The organism is Brevundimonas sp. (genome assembly GCF_041648615.1).
Classification (GTDB): Bacteria; Pseudomonadota; Alphaproteobacteria; order Caulobacterales; family Caulobacteraceae; genus Brevundimonas.
In genome coordinates this window covers 1-25844 of sequence record NZ_JBAZOS010000001.1, presented here as the reverse complement: position 1 = coordinate 25844, position 25844 = coordinate 1, and the positions used below count along the sequence as shown (strand labels likewise).

Sequence of the window (25844 nt, the reverse complement as noted above, 5' to 3'; positions counted from 1 at the left end):
CCGGCCCGGCCGGCGTCGCCCCCTCCGTCACGGCGCGAAGCCGCGCCGCGCCACCTCCCCATTCGCGACGCTCATGGGGAGGAGACGAACGCCTACTGGCGGCTGAGCGCGCCGGCGAGGATCACATCGACCTGTTTGCCGATCTGGTCCGTCAGCTGCTGGATGGTCCAGCCGTCGTAGGCCGCGCGGCGGTAGTTGGACAGGAAGGCCTCGTAGATCATCCCGCTGAGCAGGCGGACGTCGGCGTCCTGACGCAGTTCGCGGTCGCCCACGCCGGCCTGCAGGGCGTCGGTGACCACCGAGAGCAGCGGCTGGATGGCGGCGCGGGTGCGCATTTCGGACGCAACCGGCTGGAACCACGAGCGGGCGATGACGGCCTGGACCAGCGGCAACTGCTCCAGAGAGGCGTGGTAGCCGGCGGTCAGGGCGGCCAGAATACGACCCCGCACGGTGGTCTCGGCGGCGGCGGCGGCCTTCAGCGTATCGGCCAGCTTGACCATGTCGGCGGCCAGGACGGCCTCGAACAGTTCGGCCTTGTCCTGGAAGTTGGCGAAGACGGCGCCGGTCGACATCCCCGCGCCCTTGGCGATGTCGCGGATGGTGGCGGGCTCGTAGCCGCGCTCGGCGAACAGCAGGCGAGCGGCGTCCAGCACCTTCTGGCGCGTGCGGACCTTGGCGGCCTGGCGGCGGTTCAGCCGGGGGGCTTCGCCCTCGACGTCGGCTACGGGGGAGGGGGAGGCGACATCTCGCATGAAACGATTACTCACGAAGCGGCGGCTGACATCCGCCGGTAAAACTGAACGCCGAAGCGATGGGTCATTGGGGCGCGCGCGGCGCGCGAACACGCCTGGAAGGCGAGGTGGGGCACTCATCACGCAACGATGACCAAATTGGGGTAAGCGGATTAACGGGACGGTTAGGCTGGAGGTTAACGCGGCGTGGGCGGGACATCCGTCGCCTGCGTCTCAGCGCCGCAGCGTGGAGCGCAGGGCGCGGGCCCGGCGCGGCCCTTCGCCCCCGGGCATGGCCTCCTGGAACACCTTGCGGAACTGGTCGCGACGCTCGTGGATCGAGGCCAGCACCAGACCCATGGGGACGCCGAGGTCGATCAGGGTGTTCTCGGCCAGCTGAAGGCTGGCCTCGGTCGTCTCGGGCACGGCGTCGGTGACGCCCAGCCGGTACAGGCGCACGGCGTGCTTGTCGTCCCGCGCCCGGGCGATCAGCACCACGTCGGGGCGAATGGCCCGCACGGCCCGGACCACCTCGTCGACCTTGGCCGGGGCGTCCATGGTCACCACCACCGCCCTGGCTGTGTCGATACCGCACCGGGCCAGCATCTCGGCCCGGGCGGCGTCGCCATAGAAGACGTTCGAGCCCTCGGCGCGGCCCTTGCCGACGGTCGAGGCGTCGGCGTCGATGGCGAGGAAGGTCTGCTCGTGCGTCAGCAGGATTTCGCCGACCAGCCGGCCGACGCGGCCGAAGCCCACGATCAGGACCTGGCCCTCCGCCGCCGTCGGCTCCATCGCCTCGGCCGGAAGGTCGGGATGCCGGACCTCGGCGCGACGCACCAGCTTCGATGCGATCAGGGCCATCAGGGGGATGCTGAAAATGCTGATCGTCGCCGCCAGCAGCACCTTCTGCGTGAAGTCGGGCGAGGCGACGCCCTCGACCAGACCGGCGCCGAGGATGACGAAGGCGAACTCGCCGGCCGGGCCCAGCACCAGGGCCGCCTCGATGGCGGTGCGGTTGTTCAGTTTCCACGCCCGGGCGGCGCCGTAGATCAGGCCGGCCTTGAACAGGGTCATCAGGGCCGCCAGACCGAAGACCCCGACCGGATCCGCGGCCACGGCGTCGATGTCCAGGCTGATGCCGACGCCGACGAAGAAGACGCCCAGCAGCAGGCCCTTGAACGGTTCGATCGACACCTCGACCTCGCGCCGGAACTCGGTCTCGGCCAGCAGCAGGCCGGCGATCAGCGCGCCGAGGCTCATCGACAGGCCGGCGGCCTGGGCGGCCAGGCCGGCGCCGACCACGACCAGCAGGCTGGCGGCGATGAACATCTCCTGCCCCTGCCCCTTCGCCTTGGCCCGCGCGACCGAGCTGAACATCGGGCGCAGCACCAGCCGGCCGAGCACCACCAGCAGGGCCAGGCCGATGGCGGCGGGGATCAGGGTGAGCAGGGCGGGCCGCAGCACCGACGGATCGAACTCGCCCCCGGGCATGGCGCCCTGGGCCATGGCGGCCATGACCGTGACCGTGATCAGGATCGGAGCCACCGCCAGGTCCTGGGCCAGAAGGATGGCGAAGGTCGCGCGGCCGGCGGTGGTGGAGATGCGGCCGCGCTCGGCCATCACCGGCATGACCACGGCGGTCGAGGACAGGGCCAGACCCATGCCCAGCACCGCCGCCGAAACCAGCGGCTGGCCCATCAGCATGAAGACGGCCCCGAGGCCGACAGTGCACAGCGCCACCTGGGTGAGGCCCAGGCCGAACACCAGCCGGCGCATGGATTTGAGCCGTTCCCACGACAGCTCCAGCCCGATCATGAACATCAGGAAGGCGACGCCGAGCTCGGACAGGGAGCGGATCTGCCCGGCGTCCGAGATCGTCAGCCAGGCCAGCCAGGGCACGGTGTCGGCCATCCGGGCCAACCCCTGCGGCCCCAGCAGCACTCCGGCGGCGAGAAAGCCGAGGACGGGGCTGATTTTCAGACGGTTGAACAGCGGCACGACGACGCCCGCTGCGGCCAGGAAGACCACGAGATCGCGATACTCGCCGCCGCCGCCGTGAATCGTCATCCAGCCCCCAATGACGTTCAGCCTACAGGCTGAAACGCCGGCCTGTCCGGCTTTCCGTCGCACATGACAAAAAATTCAGGCGACAGGCCGGAACCGGCGCGTAGGGTCCCGGCCGACGCTGTCCACAGAGATGCGAAGTCGAGGATTTCCCCATGAAGAACCTGCTGATCGGCGCCGCGCTCGGCGCGCTGCTGCTTCCCGCCTCGGTGGCCTCCGCCCAGGACCACGAGCACGGCTGCATCGACGAGAGCTGCACCGTCTTCGAACTGTTCCAGGCCCCGCCCGAAGGCGCGACGGTTCTGGGCTACCAGGGCACGGAAGCGCCGAAATACGGGACCTGGGGCTTTGACCTCGCCGGCCGCGACACCTCGGTGGCGCCGGGCGACAGCTTCATGCGCTACGCCAACGGCGCGGCGCTCGACCGGATGCAGATCCCGTCGGACCGCACCAGCTACGGCTCGTTCGCCCTGCTGCGCGAACTGTCGGACAACCGCGTCAAGGCGATGATCGAGGGCCTGACCGCCCGCACCGACCTGATCGCCGCGTCTGACGAACAGAAGATCGCCGACGCCTATCGCTCGTACATGGACGAGGCGCGGATCGAGGCGCTGGACGCCCAGCCCCTGGCCCCCTACCTGGCCGCCATCCGCGCCGCCGACACCCACGACAAGGCCGCCGTCTACATGGGCGGGACCCAGGGCCGCATCGGCGGATCCATCTTCGGCACCGGCATCACCACAGACCAGAAGGCGCCGACCCGCTATGTGGTCTCGACCGGCCAGTCGGGCCTCGGCCTGCCCAACCGCGACTACTATCTGGAGCAGCGCTGGGCCGAGAAGAAGGTCCTGTACCAAGCCTATGTCGCCCGCATGCTGGGCATGATCGGCTGGGAGAACGCCGAACAGGCCGCCGCCGACATCGTGGCCTTCGAGACCCGTATCGCCGAGGCGCACTGGACCCCGATCCAGAACCGCAATCGCGACGAGACCTACAACGAATACTCCATCGCCCAGCTGGCGTCGGAGGCCCCCGGCTTCCCGTGGCAGGACTATTATACCGCCGTCGGCGTGGGCGAGGTTCCGCGCCTGATCGTCCGTCAGGACACGGCCATGCCGAAGATCGCCGCCATCTACGCCGAGACGCCGATCGCCACGGTCCAGGCCTGGCAGGCCTTCCACACCGCCGACGACGCCGCGCCGCGCCTGTCGCGCCGCTTCGCCGACGCCCAGTGGGAGTTCCGCTCGCGCGACCTCAATGGTCAGCCGATGCAGCGTCCCCGCGACAAGCGCGGCATCAGCTTCGCCGAGGGCATGCTGGGCGAGGCCGTCGGCCGCCAGTATGTGGCCGAATATTTCCCGGCCGAGTCCAAGGCCAAGATGGAAGAGCTGGTCGCCAACCTGCGCGTCGCCCTGGGCAACCGCATCCGCACCTACGAATGGATGAGCCCCGACACCCAGGCCCAGGCCCAGGACAAGCTGAACAAATTCACCGTCAAGATCGGCTATCCGAACAAGTGGCGGGACTATTCGGCGCTGGAAATCCGGCCCGACGACCTGTTCGGCAACGCCGAGCGCGCCGGCCTCTTCCAGTGGAATTACCAGCTGAACCGCCTGAACGACCCGGTCGACAAGACCGAATGGGGCATGACCCCGCAGACGGTGAACGCCTATTACAACTCGACCAACAACGAGATCGTCTTCCCGGCCGCCATCCTGCAGCCGCCGTTCTTCGATCCCGACGCGGACCCGGCCGTCAACTACGGCGGCATCGGCGGCGTCATCGGCCACGAGATCGGCCACGGCTTCGACGACCAGGGCTCCAAGTCGGACGGCGACGGCGTCCTGCGCAGCTGGTGGACCGCGGAGGACCGGGCCAATTTCGACGGCCTGACCAAGCGTCTGGGCGAGCAGTACGACCAGTTCGAACCGATCCCGGGCTTCAAGGTCCAGGGCGGCCTGACCATGGGCGAGAACATCGGCGACGCCGCCGGCAACGCGGTGGGCCTGGAAGCCTATCACCTGTCGCTGAACGGCCAGCCGGCCCCGGTGATCGACGGCACCACCGGCGACCAGCGCTTCTTCTACGGCTGGGCCCAGGTCTGGCAGTCGCGGATGCGCGACGACGCCCTGCGCAACCAGATCGCCACCGACCCGCACAGCCCGGCCGAGTTCCGCGTCATCGGTCCGGTGCGCAACATCGACGCCTGGTACGAGGCCTTCGACGTCCAGCCGGGCTCGAAATACTACCTCGCCCCGGAAGACCGGGTCCGCATCTGGTAGGGCGTTTCACGCGCTGAATGAAGGAGGGGTCGGAGCGGTGCTCCGGCCCCTTTTTCGTTGGCGCGCTTCTCCCTCCCCCTCCGGGGGAGGGTCGGCGGCGCGAAGCGGCGGCGGGGTGGGGACGGCAGAGCCGAGGCGGCCTTGCGGCCGTTCCCACCCGGTCGCTGCGCGACCTCCCTCCCCAAAGGGGAGGGAGAACTCCAGGCGCAAAAAAGCCCGCCGCGGGGGATACATCGCGGCGGGCTTTCTTTCGCTCTTTAACGAGCGGACGTTTCCTCCCCGAAACGCCTCCGAGCCGCTGCTGCGCCGAAACGCTGCGCTTCCCGAGTGCGTCAGAAAGACGACATTTCGCCGTTCAAGTCAATGAAAGCCTCGCGGAACTCACAGTAATTCCTAAGTTATCGATGATAACTCACGAAGCTGTGTGCGCACCCTCGACGATGGCGCGGACGGTCGCGACCAGGTCGCCGCGTGCGACCACCCTCTGCCCCGGTCGTTCCGATTTCCACGCCTCGTTGTCGCTGACGCCGGCGGCGAGAATCCGGCCCGCGTCGAGGTCCTTGACGGTCACCTGGCCGGCCGCGATCTCGTCCCCGCCGAGGATGACGGCGGCGGGCGCGCCGCGGCGGTCGGCGTATTTCATCTGCGCCTTCATGCCCGCCCGGCCGAGGTAGAGTTCCGCCGCGATCCCGGCGTTGCGCAGCTCGGACACCGCGTCGAGATAGTGCTGCATGTCGGCGTCGGAGAAGACGATGACCACCACCGGGCCGCGCACCGACTCCGCCGCGCCGCGGCCCGCCGCCTTCAGCGCCGAGGCCAGCCGCGAGACGCCGAACGAAAAGCCGGTGGCGGGCAGGCGCTCGCCGGTGAAGCGGGCGACCAGATCGTCATAGCGGCCGCCGCCGCCGATCGAGCCGAAGCGCACGGCCCGACCCTTGTCGTCGGTCGTGTCCAGCAGCAACTCGGCCTCGAACACGGCCCCGGTGTAGTATTCCAGCCCGCGCACGATGGTCGGATCGAAGCGCACCGAGTCCTCGCCCACCTTCATCGCGGTCAGCGCCCGGTCGATCGCCGCCAGCTCCTCGAGGGCGGCCTCGCCGGCGGCTCCGAGCCCGCCGGCGCGCGCCACGGCCTCGAGCGTCGCCGCGCGGGACAGGGCCGCGTCGCCCGCCGAGGCGAGGAAGGCCTCGATGGTCGCGGCTACGCCGAGCGGCAGATCGGCCCCCTTGGTGTAGTCGCCCGACTCGTCCAGCCGCCCCTCGCCGAGCAGGGCCGAGACGCCCTCCCAGCCCAGACGGTCGAATTTGTCGATGGCGCGCAGGGCGGTCAGGCGCTGGCGCGGATCGGTGACGCCGCCGGCGTCGAACAGGCCGTCGAACAGCTTGCGGTTCGACACCCGGACCACGGCCTGGTCCGCGCCCAGCCCGGCGGCGCTCAGACCCTCGCAGGCCATGGCGATGATCTCGGCGTCGGCCTCGGGCCGGTCCGAGCCGACGGTGTCGGCGTCGCACTGGACGAATTCGCGGAACCGGCCGGGGCCTGGCTTCTCATTGCGCCAGACGGGACCGAAGGCGTAGCGGCGGAACGGCTTGGGCAGGGTCTCCCAGCCCTGGGCCGCGAACCGGGCCAGGGGCGCGGTCAGGTCGTAGCGCAGGGCCATCCACTGGTCGTCGTCGTCCTGCAGGGCGAAGACGCCCTCGTTCGGGCGGTCGGCGTCGGGCAGGAATTTGCCCAGGGCGTCGGCGTATTCGAACGCCCCCGTCTCCAGCGGCTCGAAGCCCCAGCGCTCATAGACCTCGGACACGCGCGCCACGAGGCGGCGCTCGGCGATCAGGTCGGCGCCTCGCCGGTCGGCGAACCCCCGGGGATTGCGGGCTTCGGGGCGGGTCGGCGTGTCGGTGCTCATGTCGCGCCGCTTAAGCCATCACCCGGCCCCGGGCAACGCTCAGAGGGCGACGGACGCCGCGGCCGGTTTGCGGATCGGCACCATCCGGCCATAGGTCAGGCAGCGCCACAGCCACTCCAGCGGCCCCATGCTGAACGCCGACAGCCACAGCGGCGACCAGATCAGCTGGGCGATCCAGACCGCGACCACCACCATCCACATCTCGGCCGGGCCATGCGTCCCGAACCACATCGGGCCCCAGGGCGCATAGTAGAGGGTCATCATGATCAGGGTCTGGGTCAGATAGTTGGTGAAGGCCATCCGCCCGACCGGCGCGAAGACGGCGGTCAGAACCCTCAGTCCGAACCGGTTTATCAGGATCAGGACGGTGGCGTAGAACAGGGTGATCAGGGGCGCCATGCCGCCCGCGGCGGCGGCCAGGCCGTGGGTCGGATCCGTCCCCTCGGGGGCGATCGCCTCCTGCCAGCCGAACCAGGCGAAGGCGCCCAGATTGGCCCCGCCGACCAGCAGGATCAAAAGATAGACCCAGAGCGGCGACCGACCGGACAGATAGCCGGATTTGAACAGGCCCAGCCCCAGCAGCATCAGGGGCACGGTGACGACGATCAGGAAGGGGCTGGCCATCAGCTGGAAGGTCGCCCAGGTCTCGAGATTGGCCAGCAGGCCCGCCGGCCAGCCGCCGCGGTAGAGATCGACCGCGGTCTGGATGGCGGCGGCGTCGGCCGTCGGCATCGCGGCCTGCATCTGGGCCGCGATCTCCGGAGGCAGGTTGGCCATGCCCCAGGAGGCGCCGGCGGCGACCAGGCCCCACAGCAGGGTGATGGAGCCGCCGACCCACAGCAGCCGGCGCGCGCTCCATGAGCGCATCAGCATGACCAGCAGGCCGCAATAGGCGTAGTGCAGCAGGATGTCGCCGTACCAGAAGACGGCGCCGTGGATCAGGCCGAACAGCCCCAGCCACAGCAGGCGCCGGCGCAGCAGCCGGCCGCGGCCTTCATCGAACCGCTCGCCCCCGACCAGAAAGACCGAGACGCCGAACAGCATGGTGAAGAGGGTGCGCATCTTGTCGGCGAAGAAGACATCCGTGACCCACAGGCCGATGGTGTCGGCATGGCTGAGCACCCCGGGAGGCGGGCCCTCGGCCATGGTCACCTGGAACGGCCAGGCGAAGCTGACGGCGTTGACCGCCAGAATGCCCAGGATGGCCCAGCCCCGCAGCACATCCAGATTGTAGATGCGGTCCTTTGGCTGGACAGGCGTCAACACGGGCATGGCCCGCGGCGCGGCGTCGATGTCGATGGCGGCCATGATCTTCCCCCGGGTCTGGCGAGGCCCAGCTTGGCGGAAGCGGCGGCGGTCCGAAACTGAATTCGCCGTAACCGGCTGCGGGCCGCCTGGGTCAGTCCGGCTCGCGGTCGCGCATCACGCCGAGGCGGTCACGCACCGCGGGCTGGGGACTGAAGGCGATGAAGGCGGCGCACAGCCCGGCCCACAGGGCGTAGCTGACGCCGAGCAGCACGGCGATCGGCAGGCCGCCGACGCCGTAGATTAGCAAGGTCGTCTCGGTCGCGCCCGCGGCCTGGGCGACGCCGCCGGCCTCGAACAGGCCGACGACCGACACGACAAGGGCCAGCACGGCCTGAAGCCCGGCCGCCAGCAGGCCGCCATAGAACATGAAGCGCCAGACCACGCCCAGGCGGGTCGCCGGACGGCCGGTCAGGTCCCGCTCGCGCGCCAGCAGCCACAACCCTCCGGGTACGGCGGCGAGGCCGATGACCAGCACCAGCAGCCGCCAGTCCATCTCGAGACTGGGCAGCCAGTTCCGCGGCCGCCAGACCATCAGGGTGATGACCAGCGGCGGCCACAGGGCCCCGGCCAGCGCCGCCAGCACGATGCGCTGCGGCTCCCGCCGCCAGGACACGCGCTGCTGGCCCGGAAAGTCTTCCGGCTTTTCGAGCGTGGGGATCATCGGGTCGGGACCGGCGCCGGGCCGGAATAGTCATAGAAGCCGCGGCCGGACTTGCGCCCCAGCCAGCCGGCCTCGACGTATTTCACCAGCAGCGGACAGGGCCGGTATTTGCTGTCGGCGAGGCCGTCGTACAGCACGTTCATGATGGCCAGGACGACGTCCAGCCCCATGAAGTCGGCCAGCTCCAGCGGCCCCATCGGATGGTTGGCGCCCAGTTTCAGCGCCTTGTCGATCGAGGCGACGTCGCCGACGCCCTCGTACAGGACATAGACCGCCTCATTGATCATCGGCACGAGGATGCGGTTGACGATGAAGGCGGGGAAGTCCTCGGCGTTGGTGGTCGTCTTGCCCAGCGATTCCGCGAAGGCCACGGCCGTGTCGTAGGTCCGGGCCGAGGTGGCGATGCCGCGGATGATCTCGACCAGCTTCATCACCGGCGCCGGCTTCATGAAATGCAGGCCGATGAAGCGCTCGGGCCGGTCCGTGACCGAGGCCAGACGGGTGATCGAGATCGACGAGGTGTTGGACGCCAGCAGGGTGTCCGGGCCCAGGTGCGGCGTCAGGTCGGCGAGGATGGATTTCTTGGCCGCCTCGTCCTCGATGGCGGCCTCGATAACCAGATCGGCCTTGGCCGCGGCGGCGAGGGACGGCGCGGCGGAGATGCGCGACAGGGCGGCGTCGGCGGCGGCCTGGTCGATCAGTCCGCGCGCGACCTGGCGCGCCAGGCTGGCGGCGATGACGCCCTGCGCCTGCGGCACGCGGTCGCCGGCGGAATCGTACAGCAGCACCTGATAGCCGCCCGCGGCCACGGCCTGGGCGATGCCGGCGCCCATCTGGCCTGCGCCGACGATGGCGACGGATCGGATCGTGGTCATGAAGTCCGGTTGGCTGGCGGGCGCTGGGCCCGGTCGGAGCGGCACCTTAGGACCCTCGCCGGACGGCGCAAGAGCGGATGGACGTCCGTGTCTCAATAGGCTCCGACGAGTGTCAGAAGTGCAGCTTTCGACGCCGGGAGAAGATAGACCCGCACGCCGTGGATCAGGATCAGCACGATGATCGGCGTGACATCGATGCCGCCCAGCGGCGGAATGACGGCCCGGACCGGCGCCAGCACCGGGGCGACCAGCGCCTCCAGCGCCGAGGACAACTGGTTCACGAACCGGTTGCGGTGGTTGATGACATCAAAGGCGAACAGCCAGCTCAGAATGGCGCTGACGATGATGGCCAGCACCAGCAGCCCCAGAACCGCGTCGATAACGAAGAAGATAAAGCCGATAATCGCCGCCATGCCGTCCGGTGCTCCTGAAGCCTTGACGGCCTTCTAGCCCACCACCCCCGCTTGGCCAACTCCCGCCCTGCAGGTCGGGATGGTTGACACCCCGGCTCCGCCCCTCGTATGTCGCGCGCTCGCCTGCACCCGACGGTCCCGTGGGGTAAGGGGGGCCGTAGCTCAGTTGGTAGAGCGCGTCGTTCGCAATGACGAGGTCAGGGGTTCGACTCCCCTCGGCTCCACCATCCTGCTTCGCGCTGACGCGCTTCGCAGGACAGGTCGGATTTTCGCACGGAAGTCTTTCTGTGACTGTTTCCCCGTCCCCAACGCCCGTCCGCGTCGCGGCCCTTTACCGGTTCGCGGCCATCGCCGACCGCGAAACCGCCCGGGACCGGCTCGAGGCGCTTTGCCGCCCCGATGTGCGCGGCACCCTGCTGGTCGCCCATGAAGGCCTGAACGGCACCATCGCGGGTCCCGAGGCGTCGATCGAGCGGGTGCTGGCCGGCATCCGCGCCCTGCCCGGCTTCGCCGCTCTGGACGTCAAATACGCTGCGGCGGACGCCATGCCGTTTCACCGGCTGAAGGTGCGGATCAAGCCCGAGATCGTGACCATGGGCCAGCCGGGCCTCGACCCCGCCGACGCCGGAACCTATGTCGCGCCCGCCGACTGGAACGCCCTGATCCGCGATCCGGGCGTGGTCGTGATCGACACCCGCAACGATTATGAGGCCGCCGTCGGCGCCTTCGAGGGCGCCGTCCAGCCCAATACCCGCGGCTTCCGCGACTTCCCCGACTGGTTCCGCACCGAGGGCCGCGCCCTGCTGGACGGCCCGAACCCGCCGAAGGTGGCCATGTACTGCACCGGCGGCATCCGCTGCGAGAAGGCGACCGCCTTCCTCAAGGCCGAGGGCGTGCAGGACGTCTTCCATCTGGAGGGCGGCGTCCTGCGCTATCTGGAGACCACGCCCGAGGCCGACAGCCTGTGGGAAGGCGAATGTTTCGTCTTCGACGAGCGCGTCGCCGTCGGCCACGGCCTGACCCCGGGCAGCCACAGCCTGTGCCGGGGCTGCCGCATGCCGGTCAGCGAGGAAGGCCGGAAGTCGCCGCGCTATGTCGAGGGCGTCGCCTGCGACCGCTGCGCCGATGCGCGCACCGAGGCGGACCGGGCGCGCTATCTGGAACGGGCGAAGCAGGTGGAGATCGCGGACCGGCGCGGCGTGGCCCACATCGGGGCGGTTCAGGCCTCGCCCGAAGACTGAGCTACTGATCCTCGTCGAAGCGGCGTTCGACCAGTTCGGCCAGGGCGGCGACCGCGGCCTCGGCCTCCGGGCCCTCGCCGACGATCTCGATGCCGCAGCCGTTGCCGGCGCCCAGCATCAGCAGGCCCATGATCGACAGGGCGTTCACCGTCACGCCGTCCCGGGTCACCCGGACCTCGGCGTCGAAACCGGAGGCCAGCTTGACGAATTTGGCCGAGGCGCGGGCGTGCAGGCCGCGGGTGTTGCAGATGTTCGCCGTGGCCGTGACGCTCATTTCTCGCCCTGAAGCACCCAGCTGGCCACCGAAATGTATTTGCGGCCGGCGTCCTGGGCATGGGCCACGCAGGCCTCCAGCGGCTCGCGGCCGCGCACGCTGGCCAGTTTGATCAGCATCGGCAGGTTCAGCCCGGCGATGACCTCGGCGTGGGTCTCTTCCATCACCGAAATGGCCAGGTTGGAGGGGGTGCCGCCGAACATGTCGGTCAGCAGGATGACGCCGTCGCCGTCGTTCACCGCATTGGCGGCGTCGACGATGTCGCGCCGGCGACGCTCCATGTCGTCCTCGGGGCCGATGCAGATGGCCGCGACCCCGCGCTGCGGGCCCACGACGTGCTCCATGGCCGCCAGGAATTCCGAGGCCAGTCCCCCGTGGGTGACGATCACCAGCCCGATCATGACGGCATTACCAAAGCTCGCGCCCCGCGTCCGACGGCTCTTCAGCTCGCCGCAAGCCGGGCGGAATAGCCCAACTCCGCGCCGGGTTAAAGCGCGCTGGTCAGCAGTGTGACCTTTTCGACCGCGGACGGCTCGAAACCGCACAGGCGGACGACGGGCACGGGAACCCCGGCGAGAATGGTTTCAGCGGCCTCGGGAAGCCGTTCGATCGGGTCCGTCGACAGCTCGACCGCCAGCACCAGCCGGACCAGGCCGAGGGCGCAAGCCGGAACCACGCCGACGCCCCGGGCCTCGATCCGGCCGGCGATCGTCGCCGGGCAGGTCGCATACAGCGCGCCGCCCGAGGCGAAGACATGGGCGTAGTCGTCGGCCACCAGCCGCCAGCCCTGGCCGATCAGGCGCAGGGCCAGATCGCTCTTGCCCGCGCCGGACGGGCCGGTGATCAGCACGCCGCGCCAGCCGTGGGCGGGAGTCCAGCGCGCCGCCACCGTCCCGTGCAGGGGCTGGTCGCTCATCCGCGCCGGCCCGCGGGCGCCAGCGGCAGGGCGACCTCGAAGCGGGCGCCGTCGACCGCGCCGTCCGGGTCCGTCCGGTTGGCCGCCTGTATGGCGCCGCCGTGGGCCTCGATGATCTGGCGCGCGATCGACAGGCCGAGACCGGAATTGGCGCCGAAGGCCGTGCCCTTGGGCCGCGAGGTGTAGAATCGCTGGAACACGGTCTCCAGATTTTCGGGCGGGATGCCCGGTCCGTCGTCCTCGACGCGCACGCGGGCGGGGCGGACCGGGTCCGAGGGATCGCGGACAAGGGTGATCCGCACCCGACCGTCGGCGGGGCTGAACGAGCGGGCGTTGTCGATCAGGTTGCGGAACACCTGACCCAGCGGTCCGTCACGGCCCGCGACGAGGATGTGATCCCCGGCCGGCGCCTCGAACAGGATCCGCGGCTCGCCCGGTTTGCGGCCCGCGTCATAGACGCCGACGATCTCGGTCAGCAGGGTGGTCAGATCGATCGTCCGGGGCCGGTCGCGGGCCAGTTCGGCGTCCAGACGCGAGGCGTTGGAGATGTCGGTGATCAGCCGGTCCAGCCGCCGCACGTCCTGCTGCAGCAGGGCCGTCAGTTTCTCGCGCTGGGCCTCGGTCTTCACCAGCGGCAGGGTCTCCAGCGCCGAGCGGATCGAAGTGAGGGGGTTCTTGATCTCGTGCGAGACGTCGGCGGCGAAGCGTTCGATGGCGTCCATGCGGTCGGACAGGGTTTCGGTCATGGTCTCGAGCGAGCGGGCCAGATCCCCGATCTCGTCCTTGCGGCCTTCGAGGTCGGGCAGGGAGATGGCGCGGGCGCGCTGCAGACGGACCTCGTCGGCCGCCACCGACAGCCGCATCACGGGCCGGGCCACGAACAGGTGCAGCAGCAGCGATCCCAGCAGGTTCACGAACAAGGCCACCAGGGCGAAGGGCATCAGGGCCCGGCGCTGGGCGGCGAGGGTCTCGTCGACGTCGCCGGCCTCCAGGGTCAGCACGCCCAGCACCTGCTGCACGTGGCGCACGGGGATGGAGACCGAGACCACGCGATCGCCGCTTTCGGAGCGGCGCAGGCCCGACTGGACCTCGCCGTCGAGCGCGGCCTCGACCTCGGCGGCCAGGGCGGCGCGGGCCCGCTCGACCTCCGCCTCGTTGCGTCGGCCCGCGGCGGGATCGACCTTCACCGGCGGGCTCCCCGCGGGCCGGGCCGGCGGCAGGGGCTGGCCGGGGATCGCTTCCGTGACTTCGTAGCTGTCGGCGACGGGAATTCCGTCGATGTCGAACAGCCGCGCCCGCTGGCCCGTGGGAATGAAGTTGTCGCGCAACCAGCGGCTGGCCTCGACATAGTCGAGATAGGGCGTCGGCGATCCGCGCGTGACGCCGATCTGGGGCTCGCCCAGCACCCGCACCAGCAGTTCGCCCTGGGCGATCAGGGTTTCCTGCCGCGCCTTGGTCAGGGCGCTCTGCCACTCGTTCAGGGCCAGGGCGCCGACAAACAGGATCAGCAGGCTGAGCAGGTTCAGGGCGAGAATCAGCCCGCCCAGCCGCGACCCGCCGAAGCGCTTTACGCGACGGCGGGGTTCAGCCTCTCCCGTCGGGAGCGGATCAGCTTTCGCGATAGCGGTATCCGACGCCATACAGGGTCTCGATGGCGTCGAACTCGGGGTCGACCACCCGGAACTTCTTTCGCATCCGCTTGACGTGGCTGTCGATGGTGCGGTCATCGACATAGACCTGATCGTCGTAGGCGGCGTCCATCAGGTTGTCGCGGCTCTTCACGAAGCCCGGGCGCTGGGCCAGGGCCTGCAACAGCAGGAATTCGGTCACGGTCAGCTTGACCGGCTTGCCCTCCCAGGTGCTTTCGTGGCGGGCCGGGTCCATCGACAGCTTGCCGCGCTTGATCGCCTTGGCCGAATTCTCGCCCGAGGGCTCGGGCTCGCCGCCGTCGGCGCCGGTCCGGCGCAGCAGGGCCTTGACCCGCTCGATCAGCAGGCGCTGGCTGAAGGGTTTGTGGATATAGTCGTCGGCGCCGAGGTTGAAGCCGAGAATCTCGTCGATTTCCTCGTCGCGCGAGGTCAGCATGATGACCGGGATCTGCGAGGTCTGACGCAGACGGCGCAGCACCTCCATGCCGTCCATGCGGGGCATCTTGACGTCGAGGATGGCCAGATCGGGCGGGCTGGCTTCCAGCGCCTCGAGCCCGGCGGCCCCGTCGTGGTAAGCCGTGATCTTGTGGCCATGGCTTTCCAGCGCCAGCGACACGGAGGCGACGATGTTCTCGTCGTCATCGACCAGGGTGATGTTGGCCAAAGGCGGTCTCCTTGCAGACTCTTCGTTCGCAGTCTCAACGCACGGCAAGCGTTACCGTTCTAATCCATCATTGTTCCGGGCGGGTCGACCGAAATCCCGGATGACCGCCCGCAAGGCCTTTAGATGGGGCGCATCGCCATGATCCACAACGAAACCCCGCCTTAAAGCCTTGGCGTCATGATGAGGCGGAACAGTTCGAGCGTTTTGATGGCCGGATCCGTCCACTACGAAGTCTACATCCGAAAGACCGCTCCCGCGCCCTGGGCCCTCCAGATGGCGACGGAAGACCGCGCGGTCGCGGTGCAGGCGGCCGAGGACATGCTGGCGGACCACCGCGCGGCGGCCGTACGGGTGACGAAGGAAATCCTCGATCCCGACACCATGGAGTTCGCCAGTTCGACGGTCCTGACCCGCGGAGCGCCCGAAGTGCGGCACAAGCGGGTAGTGCCCGAGGATCAGAGCGGACCGCGCTGCAACGGTCCGCAGGACTTCTATACGTCGCAGTCCCGCGAGTTGATCGGCCGGGTGCTGGAGGACTGGCTGGCGCGTCAGGGCGTGACGGCGTTCGAACTGCTGCACCGCCCCGATCTGGCCGAAAAGCTGGAAGCGTCGGGCGTGGAGATGCAGCACGCCATCCAGAAGGTCGCCGTGCCCGAGAGCCAGGCCGTGGGCCAGCCCGTCCACGACCTGGTCCGCCACTATCAGAAACTGGCCGACAAGGCCGTCGAGCGGGTCATCACCGCGGGCCGGCGCGGCCAGTTCCCCAGCCTGGAAGACTGCTCGATCGCCGACCTGGCGCACCGGCTGGCGGGCCAGCCCGACCGGGCCTTCATCATGGGCGGGGTGGTGTCGGGCGCCCTGATCGGGGTCCGCGGCGGCCGGGCCCGGCTGGATCGCCTGATGGATCTGGCCGAACGCGCGCCCATGGACGGGCCGCCGCGCGCCATGGTGCTGGTGCCGATCGAGCAGCTGCTGTGCGAAATGCTGGCGGCGCGCACCAATCTGACGGACATCCTGGGACCCGGGCTCGATCAGGGCGCCTCGCTGGCGGCCGTGGTGCGGATGGTCGCCCCCAACGAGATCGCCGCCCTGATCCGGCAGGACGCCCGGATGGCCCTGCAGATGCCCGCGGTCGAGGGTCCAGCCGTTCGGCTGGGCGAACGGCTGGAGGCCGGCGAATTCCCCCTGCTGGCCGCCGCCCTGGCCCGGATGGTGCTGCGCGAGCTGATGAGCCCCCGGCGTCTGCGGCCCAACGACGCCGCCGGCGAGATCGACATCCTGCGGACCCTGGCCATGGCGCTGACCGTCACCGCCGGCCGCCTGCTGACTCTGGAAGAGGTGCAGAACGCCTTCAACGAGCGCTCGAAATCCATCGTCACGGCCGATTTCGTCGCCGCCTACGCCAAAACCTGCACCACGGTGCTGTGCGAGGCCGAGGCGCTGACGCGCCTGTGCGAGAACGTCACCGGGACGGCCAACAAGCGGTCCGCCGCCCGCTGGCTGTCGGCCTGCGTCGGTTCGCTCCGGTTCGAGAGCGAGATGCGCGCCAGCGCCGTCGGCCAGACGGCGGCCCAGAAACTCGGCGTCCTGGCCAATCTGCAACGGGCCGTACACGGCTGCGGCCTGAACGAGCGGGACGACGCCGAGATTTCGGCCGCCATCGGCACGGTGGGCGGCGCGGTCGAGAGCGAGGCGAAGATCGTGATGATGCTGGCGCGCTCGCCCGCGCCCCTGCCGCAGAAGCTGTCGGTGCTCCTGCGCATGGCCGCCGGCGAGACCGCGCCGGTCGGTCCCGCCGCGGACCGGGCCAAGGCGGAGGCGATCAAGCTGTTCCGCGCCCCGGAATCCCGCGCGACCCTGTCGGCCACGCCGGAGGCCCTGGCTCCGCTGAAGGGGTTGATGAGGGCCGCCGGCCTGGCCGCCTGAGCGGCCTAGTCGAAGATGTCGAAGATGCTGTCGCGCTTCTTTTTCTTGTAGCGGTAGTCGTCGTCGTCGCGGCTGCGATAGCGGTCGTCGCGGTAGGCCGGCTGTCCGCCCCACGGCTGCGGCGCCGGCTGCTGCGGCGGATAGGGCTGCTGCGCCTGTTGCGGGGGCGGCGCGGCCTGGGGCGCGGAGGCGCGGCCTTCCTCGGTGGCCGAGGCCATCAGCTTCTCCAGCTCGCCCCGGTCCAGCCACACGCCGCGGCAGCTGGGGCACATGTCGAACTGCACCCCGCCGCGCTCCAGCGTCTGCATGGCGGCGTTGTCGTTCGGGCACATCAAGAGCGGCATCGGCGTCTCCATTCACGTTCAGGCGGTAGAGCTAGGGCGGGCCCACGGTTCCGCCAACGCGACCAAGGGCCGCGCCGCCTCAGGCCTCCGGAGCCCCGCCTCCGGCCGCGATCCAGGCGTCGACCTGGTCCTCCAGCACCTCCAGGGGCACCGAACCGGAACCCAGTACGACGGCGTGGAAGTCGCGGATGTCGAAACGCGGCCCCAGCGCCGCCTGCGCCCGCTGGCGCAGCTCCATGATCTTCAGCTCGCCGATCTTGTAGCTGGTCGCCTGGCCCGGATTGGTCAGATAGCGCTCGACCTCCTTGACGATGTCGCGCTCGCTGAGCAGCGAGTTGCGCTGGAAATATTCGATCGCCTGTTCGCGGCTCCAGCGCTTGGCGTGCAGGCCGGTGTCCGTGACCAGCCGCACCGACCGCCACAGCTCCAGCGACAGCCGGCCGAAGTCCGAATACGGATCCTGGTAGAAGCCCATCTCCTTGCCCAACCGCTCCGAATAAAGCCCCCAGCCCTCGGCGTAGGCGCCATAGCCGCCGAAGCGGCGGAAGCGCGGCAGGCTCTCCATCTCCTGGGCGTATGCGATCTGGAAATGGTGGCCCGGCGCGCCCTCGTGGTAGCTGATGGCCTCGATCTGGGGCTTCAGCACCTGGGTCATGTCCGACAGGTTGACGTAATAGATGCCGGGCCGCGAACCGTCCGGGGCCGGCGAATTGTAGAAGGCGACCGAGGCCGTCGCCTCGCGCCACGGCTCGACCGACCGCACCTCCAGAGCCGCCTCGGGCAGGTCGTGGAAATACCGCGGGCCCGCCGCCATCACCTGGGCGATGAAGGCCCGCGAGTCGGTCAGATACTGCTCCTTGCCTTCGGGCGTGTTCGGATACTGGAAGCGGGGATCCGTCTTGAGGAAGGCGAACATCTCCTGCAGCGAGCCGGTGAAGCCGACCCGGGTCATGATCGTCTGCATCTCGCCCTGCAGCCGCGCCACCTCGGCCAGGCCGATGTCGTGGATCTGGTCCGCCGTCAGATCGGTGGTGGTCGAGAGCTGGAGCCGTGCGTTGTAGAAGGCCTCGCCCTGGGGCAGCCGCCAGACGCCGCCGTCGCGATCGGGCATGGCCGCGGCCAGGACCTGAACCTCGGCGAGGGCCGCCAGCACCCCTTCATAGCCGCGCTTCCATTCGCCGGTCAGGGCCGCGCGGCCCTCGGCCAGCAGCCGGTCCTTCGTGGCCTGATCGGCGTCCAGCGCCCCGACCTTCTTCTGGAAGTCGGCCCAGACCGGATTGTCGGCGCCGTCGTCGAAAGGGGCGCCGGTGATGATGTTGCGGGTGTTGGCGATCGAGGGTTCGAACACGAAATTCGGCGAGATGATCCCCTTCGACGCCCGGTCGCGCAGTTCGGCGGCGATCTCGCCCATGACCCGCCCGGCGTCGCGCAGGCGCGCCACATAGGCCTCGGCGTCCGAAACGTCGCCGACGCGGTGGTTGTTGATCATGAACACCGGCAGGCCGGTGGTCGGATTGCCGTTGGCGGCGAACTGATAGTTCCAGTCGCGCCAGCGGTTGGACAGACGCGCCTGCTGGACGCCGTATTCGAACAGCCGCCACGACACCCGGCTGTCGGGGCTCAGGGTCCGCGGATTGAACTGGTCGTTCAGCCGCGCCAGCTGGCTTTCGGCCAGGGCCAGAGACCGGTCGGCCGCGGCGTCGGTGGCGTCGTCCAGCTTGTCGTAGCCGGTCTTCAGCCCCAGCGAGGTCATGGTCTGCGGGCTCAGCGCGACCCGCTCCTGGAACGCCTGTTCGAAGAAGGCCGCCAGCCGGGCGTCCTCGCTCTGGGCCGGGGCCGCCGCGGGCCCGGGCGCGGGCGTCTGGGCCAGGGCGGCGGCGGGCGCCCCCGCCAGCAAGGCGACGGCGGCGGCGGACGAAACGAGCAGACGGCGCATGGAAACCCCCGGAAACGATGAGGACGCGACCATCTGCGGTCAGTGCGCGGGGTGCAAGTCGCGAACGCCTAGAACTGCCGCCAGCTGTCGCCCGGGTTGCGTTCGCCGGGGTCGACGCGCTGCTGACCCCAGGCGACGATCATCAGCAGCTTGTGGCTGCGGATGCGGAACTCGCCGGTCATGGGCACGACCGCGCCCAGCGGGGCGCCCGTCTTCGGCTCATAGAGGAAGCCCGAAAACTCGGCGACGCCGACGCGGTCGCGACGGCTGTAGATCGACAGCTCGGGCACGGAGACGACGTTGAAACTCTCGTTGATCGGCACCCGCATGTCGGGCAGGCCGAAGACGCGGCGCATCTGTTCCAGGGACAGGGCGCCGACGCGCAGTTCGAACACCGCGTCGGCCTCCGCCTTGGACGGCGCCAGCGAATAGCCGGCCTCGGACAGGGCCGCGCGGATGGCGCTGACGGCGTAGGCCGCGTTCTCGGCCTGGAAGAAGGCGGAGTCGACGAAGACCCGGGACCCGGCCGGAATGGGCAGGGTCAGGCCCTCGACGGCGCGGTCGGCGGCGCGGGCGACCAGCAGCTGCTCGGTCGCCGTGCGCGCCGGATGGGTCTCGGACGTCGAGGCGCAGGCCCCGGCCAGCAAGGCCAGGCCGATCGTGGCGTAGGCTTTCAAGATCACCAGCTCCCGGTGTTGGGCATGGAGGCCCAGGGCTCGGCGGGCGCCAGGGGCGGACCCTCCTGCAGCAGTTCGATCGAGATGCCGTCCGGCGAGCGCACGAAGGCCATGTTGCCGTCGCGCGGCGGGCGGTTGATCACCACGCCCCCGTCCATCAGCCTCTGGCAGGCGGCATGGATGTCGTCGACCCGGTAGGCCAGATGACCGAAATTGCGTCCGCCGTCGTAGGGCTGGGGGTCCCAGTTGAAGGTCAGTTCGACCTCGGGCGATCGCTCGGCCTCGGCGCGCGGCCGGTCCGACGGCGCGGCCAGGAAGACCAGCGTATAGCGCCCCGCCTCATTCTCCATGCGCCGCGTCTCCACCAGACCCAGCAGGTCGCGGTAGAAATGCAGCGAGGCGTCGAGATCCGTGACCCGGACCATGGTGTGCAGATAACGCATGGGGGCGGTTGTCCTGGGCAGAGGCGGGAAGGCGGTCTCTATAGCGACCCTTCGCCGCGATCGCGACTCACGGAGGGTTTCGGTGGATGCGCCCGTCCCCGCCGCCTGCTAGACGCGACAGGTCCGGCCGCCGCCCAAGGGATTTCATGCTTCGCAAGCTCTACGATCGGGTTTTCGCCCTGGCCCGCAGCAAACACGCCACGCCGGCCCTGGCCGTGATCTCGTTTACCGAGAGCTCCTTCTTCCCCGTTCCGCCCGACGTGATGCTGGCCCCCATGATTCTGGCGCGGCCCGACCGGGCCTATTTCTACGCCACCGTCTGCACGGTCGCCTCCGTGCTGGGGGCGATGCTGGGCTATGCGATCGGCTATTTCCTGACCGATGTCGGGATGATGATCCTGACCTGGCTGGACAAGGCCGACACCTTCGAGGCGTCCAAGGCCCTGTTCCAGCAACACGGCGCCTGGGTGATCCTGATCAAGGGTCTGACGCCCATTCCGTTCAAGCTGATCACCATCGCCTCGGGCATCTTCCAGTTCAACTTCGCCCTGTTCGTGGCCCTGTGCGCCGTGACCCGCGGAGCCCGCTTCTACGCCGAGGCCTTCATTCTGAGGCGCTGGGGTCCGCCTATGCTGGAGATGGTCGAGAAGCGGCTGGCGATGTGGAGCGTCATCGGCCTCGTGGTGCTGGTCGGCGTCATCGTGGCGGTCAAGCTTCTCTGATCGGGCAAGCCGCATCGACGCGGCGTTCGGGCCCGGCTATGAACGACGTCCGATGAGAGACTTCTATCGACTCCTGACGCGGTGGTGGACCGCCTTCGCCCTCGCCGCCTCGCTGGCGCTGCTGGGCGCGGCGCATGCGTTCGAGCGGTTCGCAGGCCTGGCGCCGTGCAACCTGTGCCTCAAACAGCGTGAGGTCTACTGGGGCGCCGTGGCCATCGCCCTGACGGCCACCCTCTGGCATCTGGTCAGCCGCGGCAGCCGCGGCACGCCCCGCATCGCGGCCTTCCTGCTGGCCGTCGTCTTCGCCACCGGCGCGATCACGGCGGTCTTCCACATGGGCGGCGAGATGAAGTGGTGGGTCCTGCCCGCCTCCTGCGCCGGCGGCGGCGACGTCAATCTGGAAGGCCTGGCCGCTCTGGCGCTGGGAACCGGTCCGATCGAGAGGCCGGTCTTCTGCGACGCGGTGACATGGCGCTTCCTCGGACTTTCGATGGCAGGGTGGAATGCGATCATCTCGGCGGTCCTCGCCGGGTTCAGCCTGCTCGCCGCAAAGAGACCCAAGGATGCCCGCGCTCCCCGAATCTGATCCGACGGCCGACCGGCGCATCCCGCTGGCGCGGCCGGGACGCGGCGCCAGCCGGCGCCGCCGGGCCGAGATCCTGCGCGTCGATCACGCGGGCGAATACGCCGCCGTCCACATCTACCGGGCCCAGAAGGCCGTGTTCGAGGGCCGGACCGGCAAGGCCGCCCTGGCCGCCGACATGGGCGAGATGCAGAACCAGGAGGCCGTCCATCTGGCGCGCTTCGACGCCTTGCTGAACGCCGAACGGGTGCGGCCCACGGCGATGACGCCGGTCTGGCGGCTGGCCGCCCTGGCGCTGGGGACCGGCACCGCCCTGATGGGCGAGAAGGCCGCCCACGCCTGCACCGAGGCGGTCGAGAGCGTGATCGAGGAACACTACGCCGACCAGATCGCCGAACTGGGGGAGCGCGATCCGGCGCTGGCGGCGGAACTGGCGGTGTTCCGCGACGAGGAGCTGGCCCACCACGCCCACGCGGTCGAGCACGGGGCCCGCGAGGCCCCCGGCTACCGCCTGCTCAGCGCGGTCATCAAGGCCGGCTGCCGGGCGGCCATAAAGATCAGCGAAAAGGTCTGATCGCCCGTCCGGGTTGCGATCTGACGCCCGGCTGGCATTATAGGCGATCGATGTTCCACAGGAGAGCCCGGTGCTGTTTCCCGTCGCCTTGTTCGCGTCCCTCTTTCTCCTGCAGCAGACTCCGCCCGCCGGGCAGACCCCCGCGCCCGCCCCGGCGCCCGCCGCCGCGCAGCCCGAGACGACGACCCTGCCGAGCGTGAACGTCGCCGCCACCCCCGCGGAACCCACCCAGACCTGCCGGACCGAGGCCGTCACCGGATCGCGCTTCGGCCGCCGCGTCTGCCGCAACAGCGTGCAGACCGCCGAGGAAGCGGCCGCCAGCCGCGAGATGCTGCGCCGTATGCAGGGCGCCCGCATGCCGGACAGCTGACGCCTCAGGGTTTCCGCGAATCCAGGTCAAAGGCCAGAAGCAGCGTCCTCTGCCGGGGATTGTCATTGTCGTCGGACAGGATGTAGAGGCGCGTCCCCGTCGCGCCGGCGACGGCCGCCACCCCCTCGAAATTGTCGGTCGTCGACGGCAGGCTGAGGGTCGCCAGAACCGGCCCCGGCCGGCCTGAGGCGTCCATGCGGCGCAGACGCGCGCGCATGTCGAACGGCTCGCGATACAGGCGCTCGACGATGAACCAGCCGTCCCCCGCCGGGTCGCGGTCCATGCCCGTGACCCGCCAGTCGCCGACGGCGGGCGGAGTCGACGGCGGCGGCGCGATTTCGGCGCAGCGCGCGGGCGCGCAGTCCCAGACCCCGCCGCCTTCCGCCGCGGCGCGCAGGCCGTCGGGCCCGGCCGCCAGCGCCTCCAGACCTTCATTGCCCGGCGGAACGGGCGGAACCGGCAGCGGCGACGGGCGGTCCCGCAGGGCGTCGAGCGGACCGTAGGACCACAGGCGCGGCCTCTGCTCGAAGCCGATGACCAGATCGCCGGCCGCCGTGATCGCCAGGCTTTCTGCGTCGCCGTCGGCCTTGGTCGGAAAGGCGCGTCCGTCCTCCCCGGTCAGTCCGCGCAGGCGCAGGCCGGACAGACCAGCCAGCCGGCCCCGGCGATCGAACGCCAGCCGTCCCCGCACCAGATCGCCCGCGTCGGTGACCGCGATCACGTCTCCGTCGGCCAGCTTGAGATCCGACAGGCCGTGCAGCCGGTCGCCCGTCGGCGCGACGATCCGGACGCCGCCGGCGTAGCGCACGCCCGGCGCCAGCCGGACGCCGCCGGGAACGCCCAGACCGACGGTTCGGATTTCCGCGGCGACGGGCGTCCAGCCGTCGGCGGAGCCTCGCCACGGTTCGGACATCCCGCCCGGGCCGGCGCAGGCGCCCAGCATCAGTGTCAGGCCGACGGCGGCGAGCCGCCTCACGCGGCCTTCCGGCGGCGCCCGGCGGAAACGGCCTTGGGCTCGGCGTCGAACAGGGCGGCCAGGTTCTCGACCATGGCGCCGGCCAGCTGCTCGACATCGACGATGGTCACGGCGCGGCGGTACCAGCGGGTCACGTCATGGCCGATGCCGATGGCCATCAGCTCGACGGGCGAACGGGTCTCGATCTCGGCGATGACCTGGCGCAGATGCTTGTCCAGATACAGGGCCGCATTGGCCGACTGGGTGGAATCGTCGACCGGCGAGCCGTCGGAGATGACCATCAGGATGCGGCGCGACTCGGTCCGCGCCAGCAGCCGGTCGTGCGCCCAGGTCAGGGCCTCGCCGTCGATGTTTTCCTTCAGCAGCCCCTCGCGCATCATCAGGCCGAGGCTCTTCTTCGCCCGGCGCCACGGCGCGTCGGCGGACTTGTAGATGATGTGGCGCAGGTCGTTGAGGCGGCCCGGGTTGGCGGGCTTGCCGGCGGTGATCCAGGCCTCGCGCGACTGGCCGCCCTTCCACGCCCGGGTGGTGAAGCCGAGGATCTCGACCTTGACCCCGCAGCGCTCCAGCGTCCGCGCCAGAATGTCGGCGCAGACCGCCGCCACCATGATCGGCCGTCCGCGCATCGAGCCGGAATTGTCCAGCAGCAGGGTCACCACCGTGTCGCGGAACGGGCTTTCGCTTTCGGCCTTGAAGCTGAGCGGCGAGGTCGGGTCGGTGATGATCCGCGTCAGACGGGCGGTGTCCAGCACCCCCTCCTCGAGATCGAAATGCCAGCTGCGGTTCTGCTGGGCCATCAGGCGGCGCTGCAGCTTGTTGGCCAGGCGCGAGACCACCGACGACAGGGCCGTCAGCTGCTGGTCCAGCAGGGCCCGCAGCCGCTCCAGCTCGTTCGGGTCGCACAGGTCGGCGGCGTCCACGACCTCGTCATAAGCCGTGGTGAAGACGCGATAGGCGTCGATGGCGCGCCCGTCGTCGGCGGTCTGCTGCCGGTTCGGCAGGGAGCCTTCGTTGACGTCCGGGCCATCGTCCGAGGCCTCGCCGTCGGGATCGCCGGGCGCGCCGTCCGGGCGGCTGTCGCGGTCCTCGCCCTCGGCCCGGTCGTCGGCCGAGCCGTCCATGGACTGGCCCTCGCCGCCGCCGGCGTCCTCTTCCTCGTCCTGATCGTCGGCGGCGTCCGGCTCCTTCGGGTCGGGTTCGTCCTCGCCCTGATCGTCGGAGGCGTCGTCGCCGCGACCGTCGCCGGGATCGAGATCCAGCGCGCGCAGCACGTCCTTCAGCCGCTCGGCGAAGGCGGTCTGGTCGCCGGCGACCTCCGCCAGCGCATTCAGCTTCACCCCGGCCCTGTCCTCGATCCCCGCGCGCACGAGATCCAGCATGGCGCCGGCGCCGTCGGGCGCGCGCTGGCCGGTCAGCCGCTCGCGCACCAGCAGGGCCACAGCCTCGGCCACGGGCACGCGGTCGGCCTCGGTGTTGCGCAGGGCGCCCATCTTCTCCAGACGGGTCAGCAGGGCCGCGTTCATATTGGCCCGGACCCCGGCGAGGGCGGTCGAGCCGACGGCCTCGACGCGGGCCTGTTCGACCGCCTCGAAAACCTCGGAGGCGCGGCTGTCCAGGGGGCGCAACCGGGCGTGCAGGCCTTCGTCGTGATTGGCGAGGCGCAGGGCCAGGCGGTCGGCCTGGCCGCGCAGCGTCGCATTCTCGGGCGCGGCGGGGTCGCGCGGCGGATGCGGCAGGGTCAGGACGCCGTTCGCCAGCTTCGGCCCGTCCGAGCCGAACACGACCTCGAGCTCGGACTGTTCGGCCAGCGCCCTCGCCGCATGGGCGAGGGCGCGCTTGAAGATGTCGGCGGGCGTGTCGGCGGAGGCCATGCGCGACACATAGCGCAGCGAGCGGAGAGGGGAAGCGTTCTCCCTCCCCTTTATGGGGAGGGATGTCGGTGCGAAGCGACGACAGGGTGGGGTGCGTCAGGCGTTCCCCACCCGGTCGCTACGCGACCACCCTCCCCACTTCGGGGGAGGGAGAGGGCGATCAGGCCGCGTTCACAGCCTTGGACACCGCCGACTTCAGCTTGTCCTGGTGCGCGCGCATGCCGATGGCGATCAGTTCGGCGGCCTCGCCGGCGTCGCCCCAGCCCTTCACCGTCACCGACTTGTTCTTCTCCAGGTCCTTGTAGCGGGTGAAGAAGTGCTCGATCTGCTCGACCAGGATGGCTGGCAGCTGCCGGTAGCTGGCGATGTCGGTGTAATAGGGGTTCAGCTTGTCGACCGGCACGGCCAGGATCTTCTCGTCGCCGCCGGCCTCGTCTT

Annotated in this window: 26 protein-coding genes and 1 tRNA gene; 8 read left to right on the top strand and 19 right to left on the bottom strand. The window is 70.0% G+C overall.

Annotated elements, in window-relative coordinates; genetic code table 11:
• Positions 1-92 precede the first annotated feature (92 nt).
• Positions 93-752 carry a TetR/AcrR family transcriptional regulator gene (locus WC555_RS00135; RefSeq protein WP_373250199.1) on the bottom strand — a complete coding sequence of 220 codons (660 nt, stop codon included), beginning with the start codon at positions 750-752 and terminating at the stop codon, positions 93-95.
• Positions 753-965: 213 nt separating this feature from the next.
• A complete protein-coding gene (locus WC555_RS00130; RefSeq protein ID WP_373250198.1) occupies positions 966-2798 on the bottom strand; it encodes a cation:proton antiporter in 1833 nt (610 codons plus the stop codon).
• A 152-nt stretch (positions 2799-2950) separates the two neighbouring features.
• Here WC555_RS00130 and WC555_RS00125 point away from each other — a divergent pair, with 152 nt between their 5' ends.
• Positions 2951-5077 (top strand): M13 family metallopeptidase, encoded by a 2127-nt coding sequence (locus WC555_RS00125; RefSeq protein ID WP_373250197.1) that lies wholly within the window; start codon positions 2951-2953, stop codon positions 5075-5077.
• 412 nt (positions 5078-5489) lie between these two features.
• Here the strand turns inward: WC555_RS00125 and hisS are convergent, their stop codons facing one another.
• The 5 genes from hisS to WC555_RS00100 form a co-directional block, all read right to left on the bottom strand.
• A complete protein-coding gene (hisS, locus tag WC555_RS00120) occupies positions 5490-6983 on the bottom strand; it encodes a histidine--tRNA ligase (RefSeq protein WP_373250196.1) in 1494 nt (497 codons plus the stop codon).
• 39 nt (positions 6984-7022) lie between these two features.
• Positions 7023-8291, bottom strand: a complete 1269-nt coding sequence (locus WC555_RS00115) for a DUF418 domain-containing protein (RefSeq protein WP_373250195.1) — start codon at positions 8289-8291, stop codon at positions 7023-7025.
• Between the two features lie 91 nt (positions 8292-8382).
• A complete protein-coding gene (locus tag WC555_RS00110) occupies positions 8383-8952 on the bottom strand; it encodes a phthalate transporter (RefSeq protein WP_373250194.1) in 570 nt (189 codons plus the stop codon).
• Positions 8949-9827, bottom strand: a complete 879-nt coding sequence (locus WC555_RS00105; protein WP_373250193.1) for a 3-hydroxybutyryl-CoA dehydrogenase — start codon at positions 9825-9827, stop codon at positions 8949-8951. The genes WC555_RS00110 and WC555_RS00105 overlap by 4 nt, the downstream gene beginning before the upstream one ends.
• Before the next feature lie 92 nt (positions 9828-9919).
• Positions 9920-10240 carry a YggT family protein gene (locus WC555_RS00100; RefSeq protein WP_373250192.1) on the bottom strand — a complete coding sequence of 107 codons (321 nt, stop codon included), beginning with the start codon at positions 10238-10240 and terminating at the stop codon, positions 9920-9922.
• A 151-nt stretch (positions 10241-10391) separates the two neighbouring features.
• On the opposite strand from WC555_RS00100, the gene WC555_RS00095 reads away from it, so the two are divergent.
• Both WC555_RS00095 and WC555_RS00090 read left to right on the top strand, forming a co-directional pair.
• A tRNA-Ala gene (locus WC555_RS00095) sits at positions 10392-10467 on the top strand.
• Positions 10468-10527: 60 nt separating this feature from the next.
• Positions 10528-11481, top strand: a complete 954-nt coding sequence (locus tag WC555_RS00090; RefSeq protein WP_373250191.1) for a rhodanese-related sulfurtransferase — start codon at positions 10528-10530, stop codon at positions 11479-11481.
• Between the two features lies 1 nt (position 11482).
• Here WC555_RS00090 and WC555_RS00085 read toward each other — a convergent pair whose 3' ends face one another.
• The 5 genes from WC555_RS00085 to WC555_RS00065 all read right to left on the bottom strand — a co-directional run bounded on the left by WC555_RS00085 (position 11483) and on the right by WC555_RS00065 (position 14984).
• Positions 11483-11755 (bottom strand): HPr family phosphocarrier protein, encoded by a 273-nt coding sequence (locus tag WC555_RS00085; protein WP_373250190.1) that lies wholly within the window; start codon positions 11753-11755, stop codon positions 11483-11485.
• Positions 11752-12156 (bottom strand): PTS sugar transporter subunit IIA, encoded by a 405-nt coding sequence (locus WC555_RS00080; RefSeq protein WP_325741410.1) that lies wholly within the window; start codon positions 12154-12156, stop codon positions 11752-11754. Before WC555_RS00080 ends, WC555_RS00085 begins: the two co-directional genes overlap by 4 nt.
• Positions 12157-12242: 86 nt before the next feature.
• On the bottom strand, positions 12243-12671 hold the full coding sequence (locus tag WC555_RS00075; protein ID WP_373250189.1) for an HPr kinase/phosphorylase: 429 nt from the start codon (positions 12669-12671) through the stop codon (positions 12243-12245).
• The gene (locus WC555_RS00070; RefSeq protein ID WP_373250188.1) at positions 12668-14311 is read right to left on the bottom strand and encodes a sensor histidine kinase; all 1644 of its coding nucleotides are present in this window, start codon (positions 14309-14311) and stop codon (positions 12668-12670) included. The genes WC555_RS00075 and WC555_RS00070 overlap by 4 nt, the downstream gene beginning before the upstream one ends.
• Positions 14280-14984 (bottom strand): response regulator transcription factor, encoded by a 705-nt coding sequence (locus WC555_RS00065; protein ID WP_373250187.1) that lies wholly within the window; start codon positions 14982-14984, stop codon positions 14280-14282. Before WC555_RS00065 ends, WC555_RS00070 begins: the two co-directional genes overlap by 32 nt.
• Before the next feature lie 207 nt (positions 14985-15191).
• Here WC555_RS00065 and WC555_RS00060 point away from each other — a divergent pair, with 207 nt between their 5' ends.
• Complete coding sequence (locus WC555_RS00060) at positions 15192-16910, top strand: hypothetical protein (protein ID WP_373250186.1); 1719 nt, start codon at positions 15192-15194, stop codon at positions 16908-16910.
• 5 nt (positions 16911-16915) lie between these two features.
• Here WC555_RS00060 and WC555_RS00055 read toward each other — a convergent pair whose 3' ends face one another.
• The 4 genes from WC555_RS00055 to WC555_RS00040 all read right to left on the bottom strand — a co-directional run bounded on the left by WC555_RS00055 (position 16916) and on the right by WC555_RS00040 (position 20310).
• Positions 16916-17254 carry a zf-TFIIB domain-containing protein gene (locus tag WC555_RS00055; protein WP_373250185.1) on the bottom strand — a complete coding sequence of 113 codons (339 nt, stop codon included), beginning with the start codon at positions 17252-17254 and terminating at the stop codon, positions 16916-16918.
• 79 nt (positions 17255-17333) lie between these two features.
• Positions 17334-19190 carry a DUF885 family protein gene (locus tag WC555_RS00050; RefSeq protein ID WP_373250184.1) on the bottom strand — a complete coding sequence of 619 codons (1857 nt, stop codon included), beginning with the start codon at positions 19188-19190 and terminating at the stop codon, positions 17334-17336.
• 68 nt (positions 19191-19258) lie between these two features.
• Positions 19259-19867, bottom strand: coding sequence for a DUF6655 family protein (locus WC555_RS00045; protein WP_373250183.1), 609 nt, complete (start codon positions 19865-19867; stop codon positions 19259-19261).
• 2 nt (positions 19868-19869) lie between these two features.
• A complete protein-coding gene (locus WC555_RS00040; RefSeq protein WP_373250182.1) occupies positions 19870-20310 on the bottom strand; it encodes a VOC family protein in 441 nt (146 codons plus the stop codon).
• Between the two features lie 146 nt (positions 20311-20456).
• On the opposite strand from WC555_RS00040, the gene WC555_RS00035 reads away from it, so the two are divergent.
• The 4 genes from WC555_RS00035 to WC555_RS00020 all read left to right on the top strand — a co-directional run bounded on the left by WC555_RS00035 (position 20457) and on the right by WC555_RS00020 (position 22559).
• Complete coding sequence (locus WC555_RS00035) at positions 20457-21032, top strand: YqaA family protein (protein ID WP_373250181.1); 576 nt, start codon at positions 20457-20459, stop codon at positions 21030-21032.
• Positions 21033-21084: 52 nt separating this feature from the next.
• Complete coding sequence (locus WC555_RS00030; protein ID WP_373250180.1) at positions 21085-21618, top strand: disulfide bond formation protein B; 534 nt, start codon at positions 21085-21087, stop codon at positions 21616-21618.
• The gene (locus WC555_RS00025; RefSeq protein ID WP_373250179.1) at positions 21596-22189 is read left to right on the top strand and encodes a demethoxyubiquinone hydroxylase family protein; all 594 of its coding nucleotides are present in this window, start codon (positions 21596-21598) and stop codon (positions 22187-22189) included. The genes WC555_RS00030 and WC555_RS00025 overlap by 23 nt, the downstream gene beginning before the upstream one ends.
• Before the next feature lie 70 nt (positions 22190-22259).
• Positions 22260-22559 carry a hypothetical protein gene (locus WC555_RS00020; RefSeq protein ID WP_373250178.1) on the top strand — a complete coding sequence of 100 codons (300 nt, stop codon included), beginning with the start codon at positions 22260-22262 and terminating at the stop codon, positions 22557-22559.
• A gap of 4 nt (positions 22560-22563) precedes the next feature.
• Here the strand turns inward: WC555_RS00020 and WC555_RS00015 are convergent, their stop codons facing one another.
• From WC555_RS00015 to WC555_RS00005, 3 genes are all read right to left on the bottom strand, one after another.
• On the bottom strand, positions 22564-23535 hold the full coding sequence (locus tag WC555_RS00015) for an esterase-like activity of phytase family protein (RefSeq protein ID WP_373250177.1): 972 nt from the start codon (positions 23533-23535) through the stop codon (positions 22564-22566).
• Positions 23532-25406, bottom strand: a complete 1875-nt coding sequence (cobT, locus tag WC555_RS00010) for a cobaltochelatase subunit CobT (RefSeq protein ID WP_373250176.1) — start codon at positions 25404-25406, stop codon at positions 23532-23534. Before cobT ends, WC555_RS00015 begins: the two co-directional genes overlap by 4 nt.
• A gap of 160 nt (positions 25407-25566) precedes the next feature.
• On the bottom strand, positions 25567-25844 hold a 278-nt coding region (locus WC555_RS00005; protein ID WP_373250175.1), incomplete at its 5' end, for an inorganic diphosphatase.

Coding starts and splice junctions, on each gene's coding strand:
- WC555_RS00135 (WP_373250199.1), bottom strand. CDS start 752: ATGCGAGATGTCGCCTCCCCCTCCCCCGTAGCCGACGTCGAGGGCGAA.
- WC555_RS00130 (WP_373250198.1), bottom strand. CDS start 2,798: ATGACGATTCACGGCGGCGGCGGCGAGTATCGCGATCTCGTGGTCTTC.
- WC555_RS00125 (WP_373250197.1), top strand. CDS start 2,951: ATGAAGAACCTGCTGATCGGCGCCGCGCTCGGCGCGCTGCTGCTTCCC.
- hisS (WP_373250196.1), bottom strand. CDS start 6,983: ATGAGCACCGACACGCCGACCCGCCCCGAAGCCCGCAATCCCCGGGGG.
- WC555_RS00115 (WP_373250195.1), bottom strand. CDS start 8,291: ATGGCCGCCATCGACATCGACGCCGCGCCGCGGGCCATGCCCGTGTTG.
- WC555_RS00110 (WP_373250194.1), bottom strand. CDS start 8,952: ATGATCCCCACGCTCGAAAAGCCGGAAGACTTTCCGGGCCAGCAGCGC.
- WC555_RS00105 (WP_373250193.1), bottom strand. CDS start 9,827: ATGACCACGATCCGATCCGTCGCCATCGTCGGCGCAGGCCAGATGGGC.
- WC555_RS00100 (WP_373250192.1), bottom strand. CDS start 10,240: ATGGCGGCGATTATCGGCTTTATCTTCTTCGTTATCGACGCGGTTCTG.
- WC555_RS00085 (WP_373250190.1), bottom strand. CDS start 11,755: ATGAGCGTCACGGCCACGGCGAACATCTGCAACACCCGCGGCCTGCAC.
- WC555_RS00080 (WP_325741410.1), bottom strand. CDS start 12,156: ATGATCGGGCTGGTGATCGTCACCCACGGGGGACTGGCCTCGGAATTC.
- WC555_RS00075 (WP_373250189.1), bottom strand. CDS start 12,671: ATGAGCGACCAGCCCCTGCACGGGACGGTGGCGGCGCGCTGGACTCCC.
- WC555_RS00070 (WP_373250188.1), bottom strand. CDS start 14,311: ATGGCGTCGGATACCGCTATCGCGAAAGCTGATCCGCTCCCGACGGGA.
- WC555_RS00060 (WP_373250186.1), top strand. CDS start 15,192: ATGGCCGGATCCGTCCACTACGAAGTCTACATCCGAAAGACCGCTCCC.
- WC555_RS00055 (WP_373250185.1), bottom strand. CDS start 17,254: ATGCCGCTCTTGATGTGCCCGAACGACAACGCCGCCATGCAGACGCTG.
- WC555_RS00050 (WP_373250184.1), bottom strand. CDS start 19,190: ATGCGCCGTCTGCTCGTTTCGTCCGCCGCCGCCGTCGCCTTGCTGGCG.
- WC555_RS00040 (WP_373250182.1), bottom strand. CDS start 20,310: ATGCGTTATCTGCACACCATGGTCCGGGTCACGGATCTCGACGCCTCG.
- WC555_RS00035 (WP_373250181.1), top strand. CDS start 20,457: ATGCTTCGCAAGCTCTACGATCGGGTTTTCGCCCTGGCCCGCAGCAAA.
- WC555_RS00030 (WP_373250180.1), top strand. CDS start 21,085: ATGAGAGACTTCTATCGACTCCTGACGCGGTGGTGGACCGCCTTCGCC.
- WC555_RS00025 (WP_373250179.1), top strand. CDS start 21,596: ATGCCCGCGCTCCCCGAATCTGATCCGACGGCCGACCGGCGCATCCCG.
- cobT (WP_373250176.1), bottom strand. CDS start 25,406: ATGGCCTCCGCCGACACGCCCGCCGACATCTTCAAGCGCGCCCTCGCC.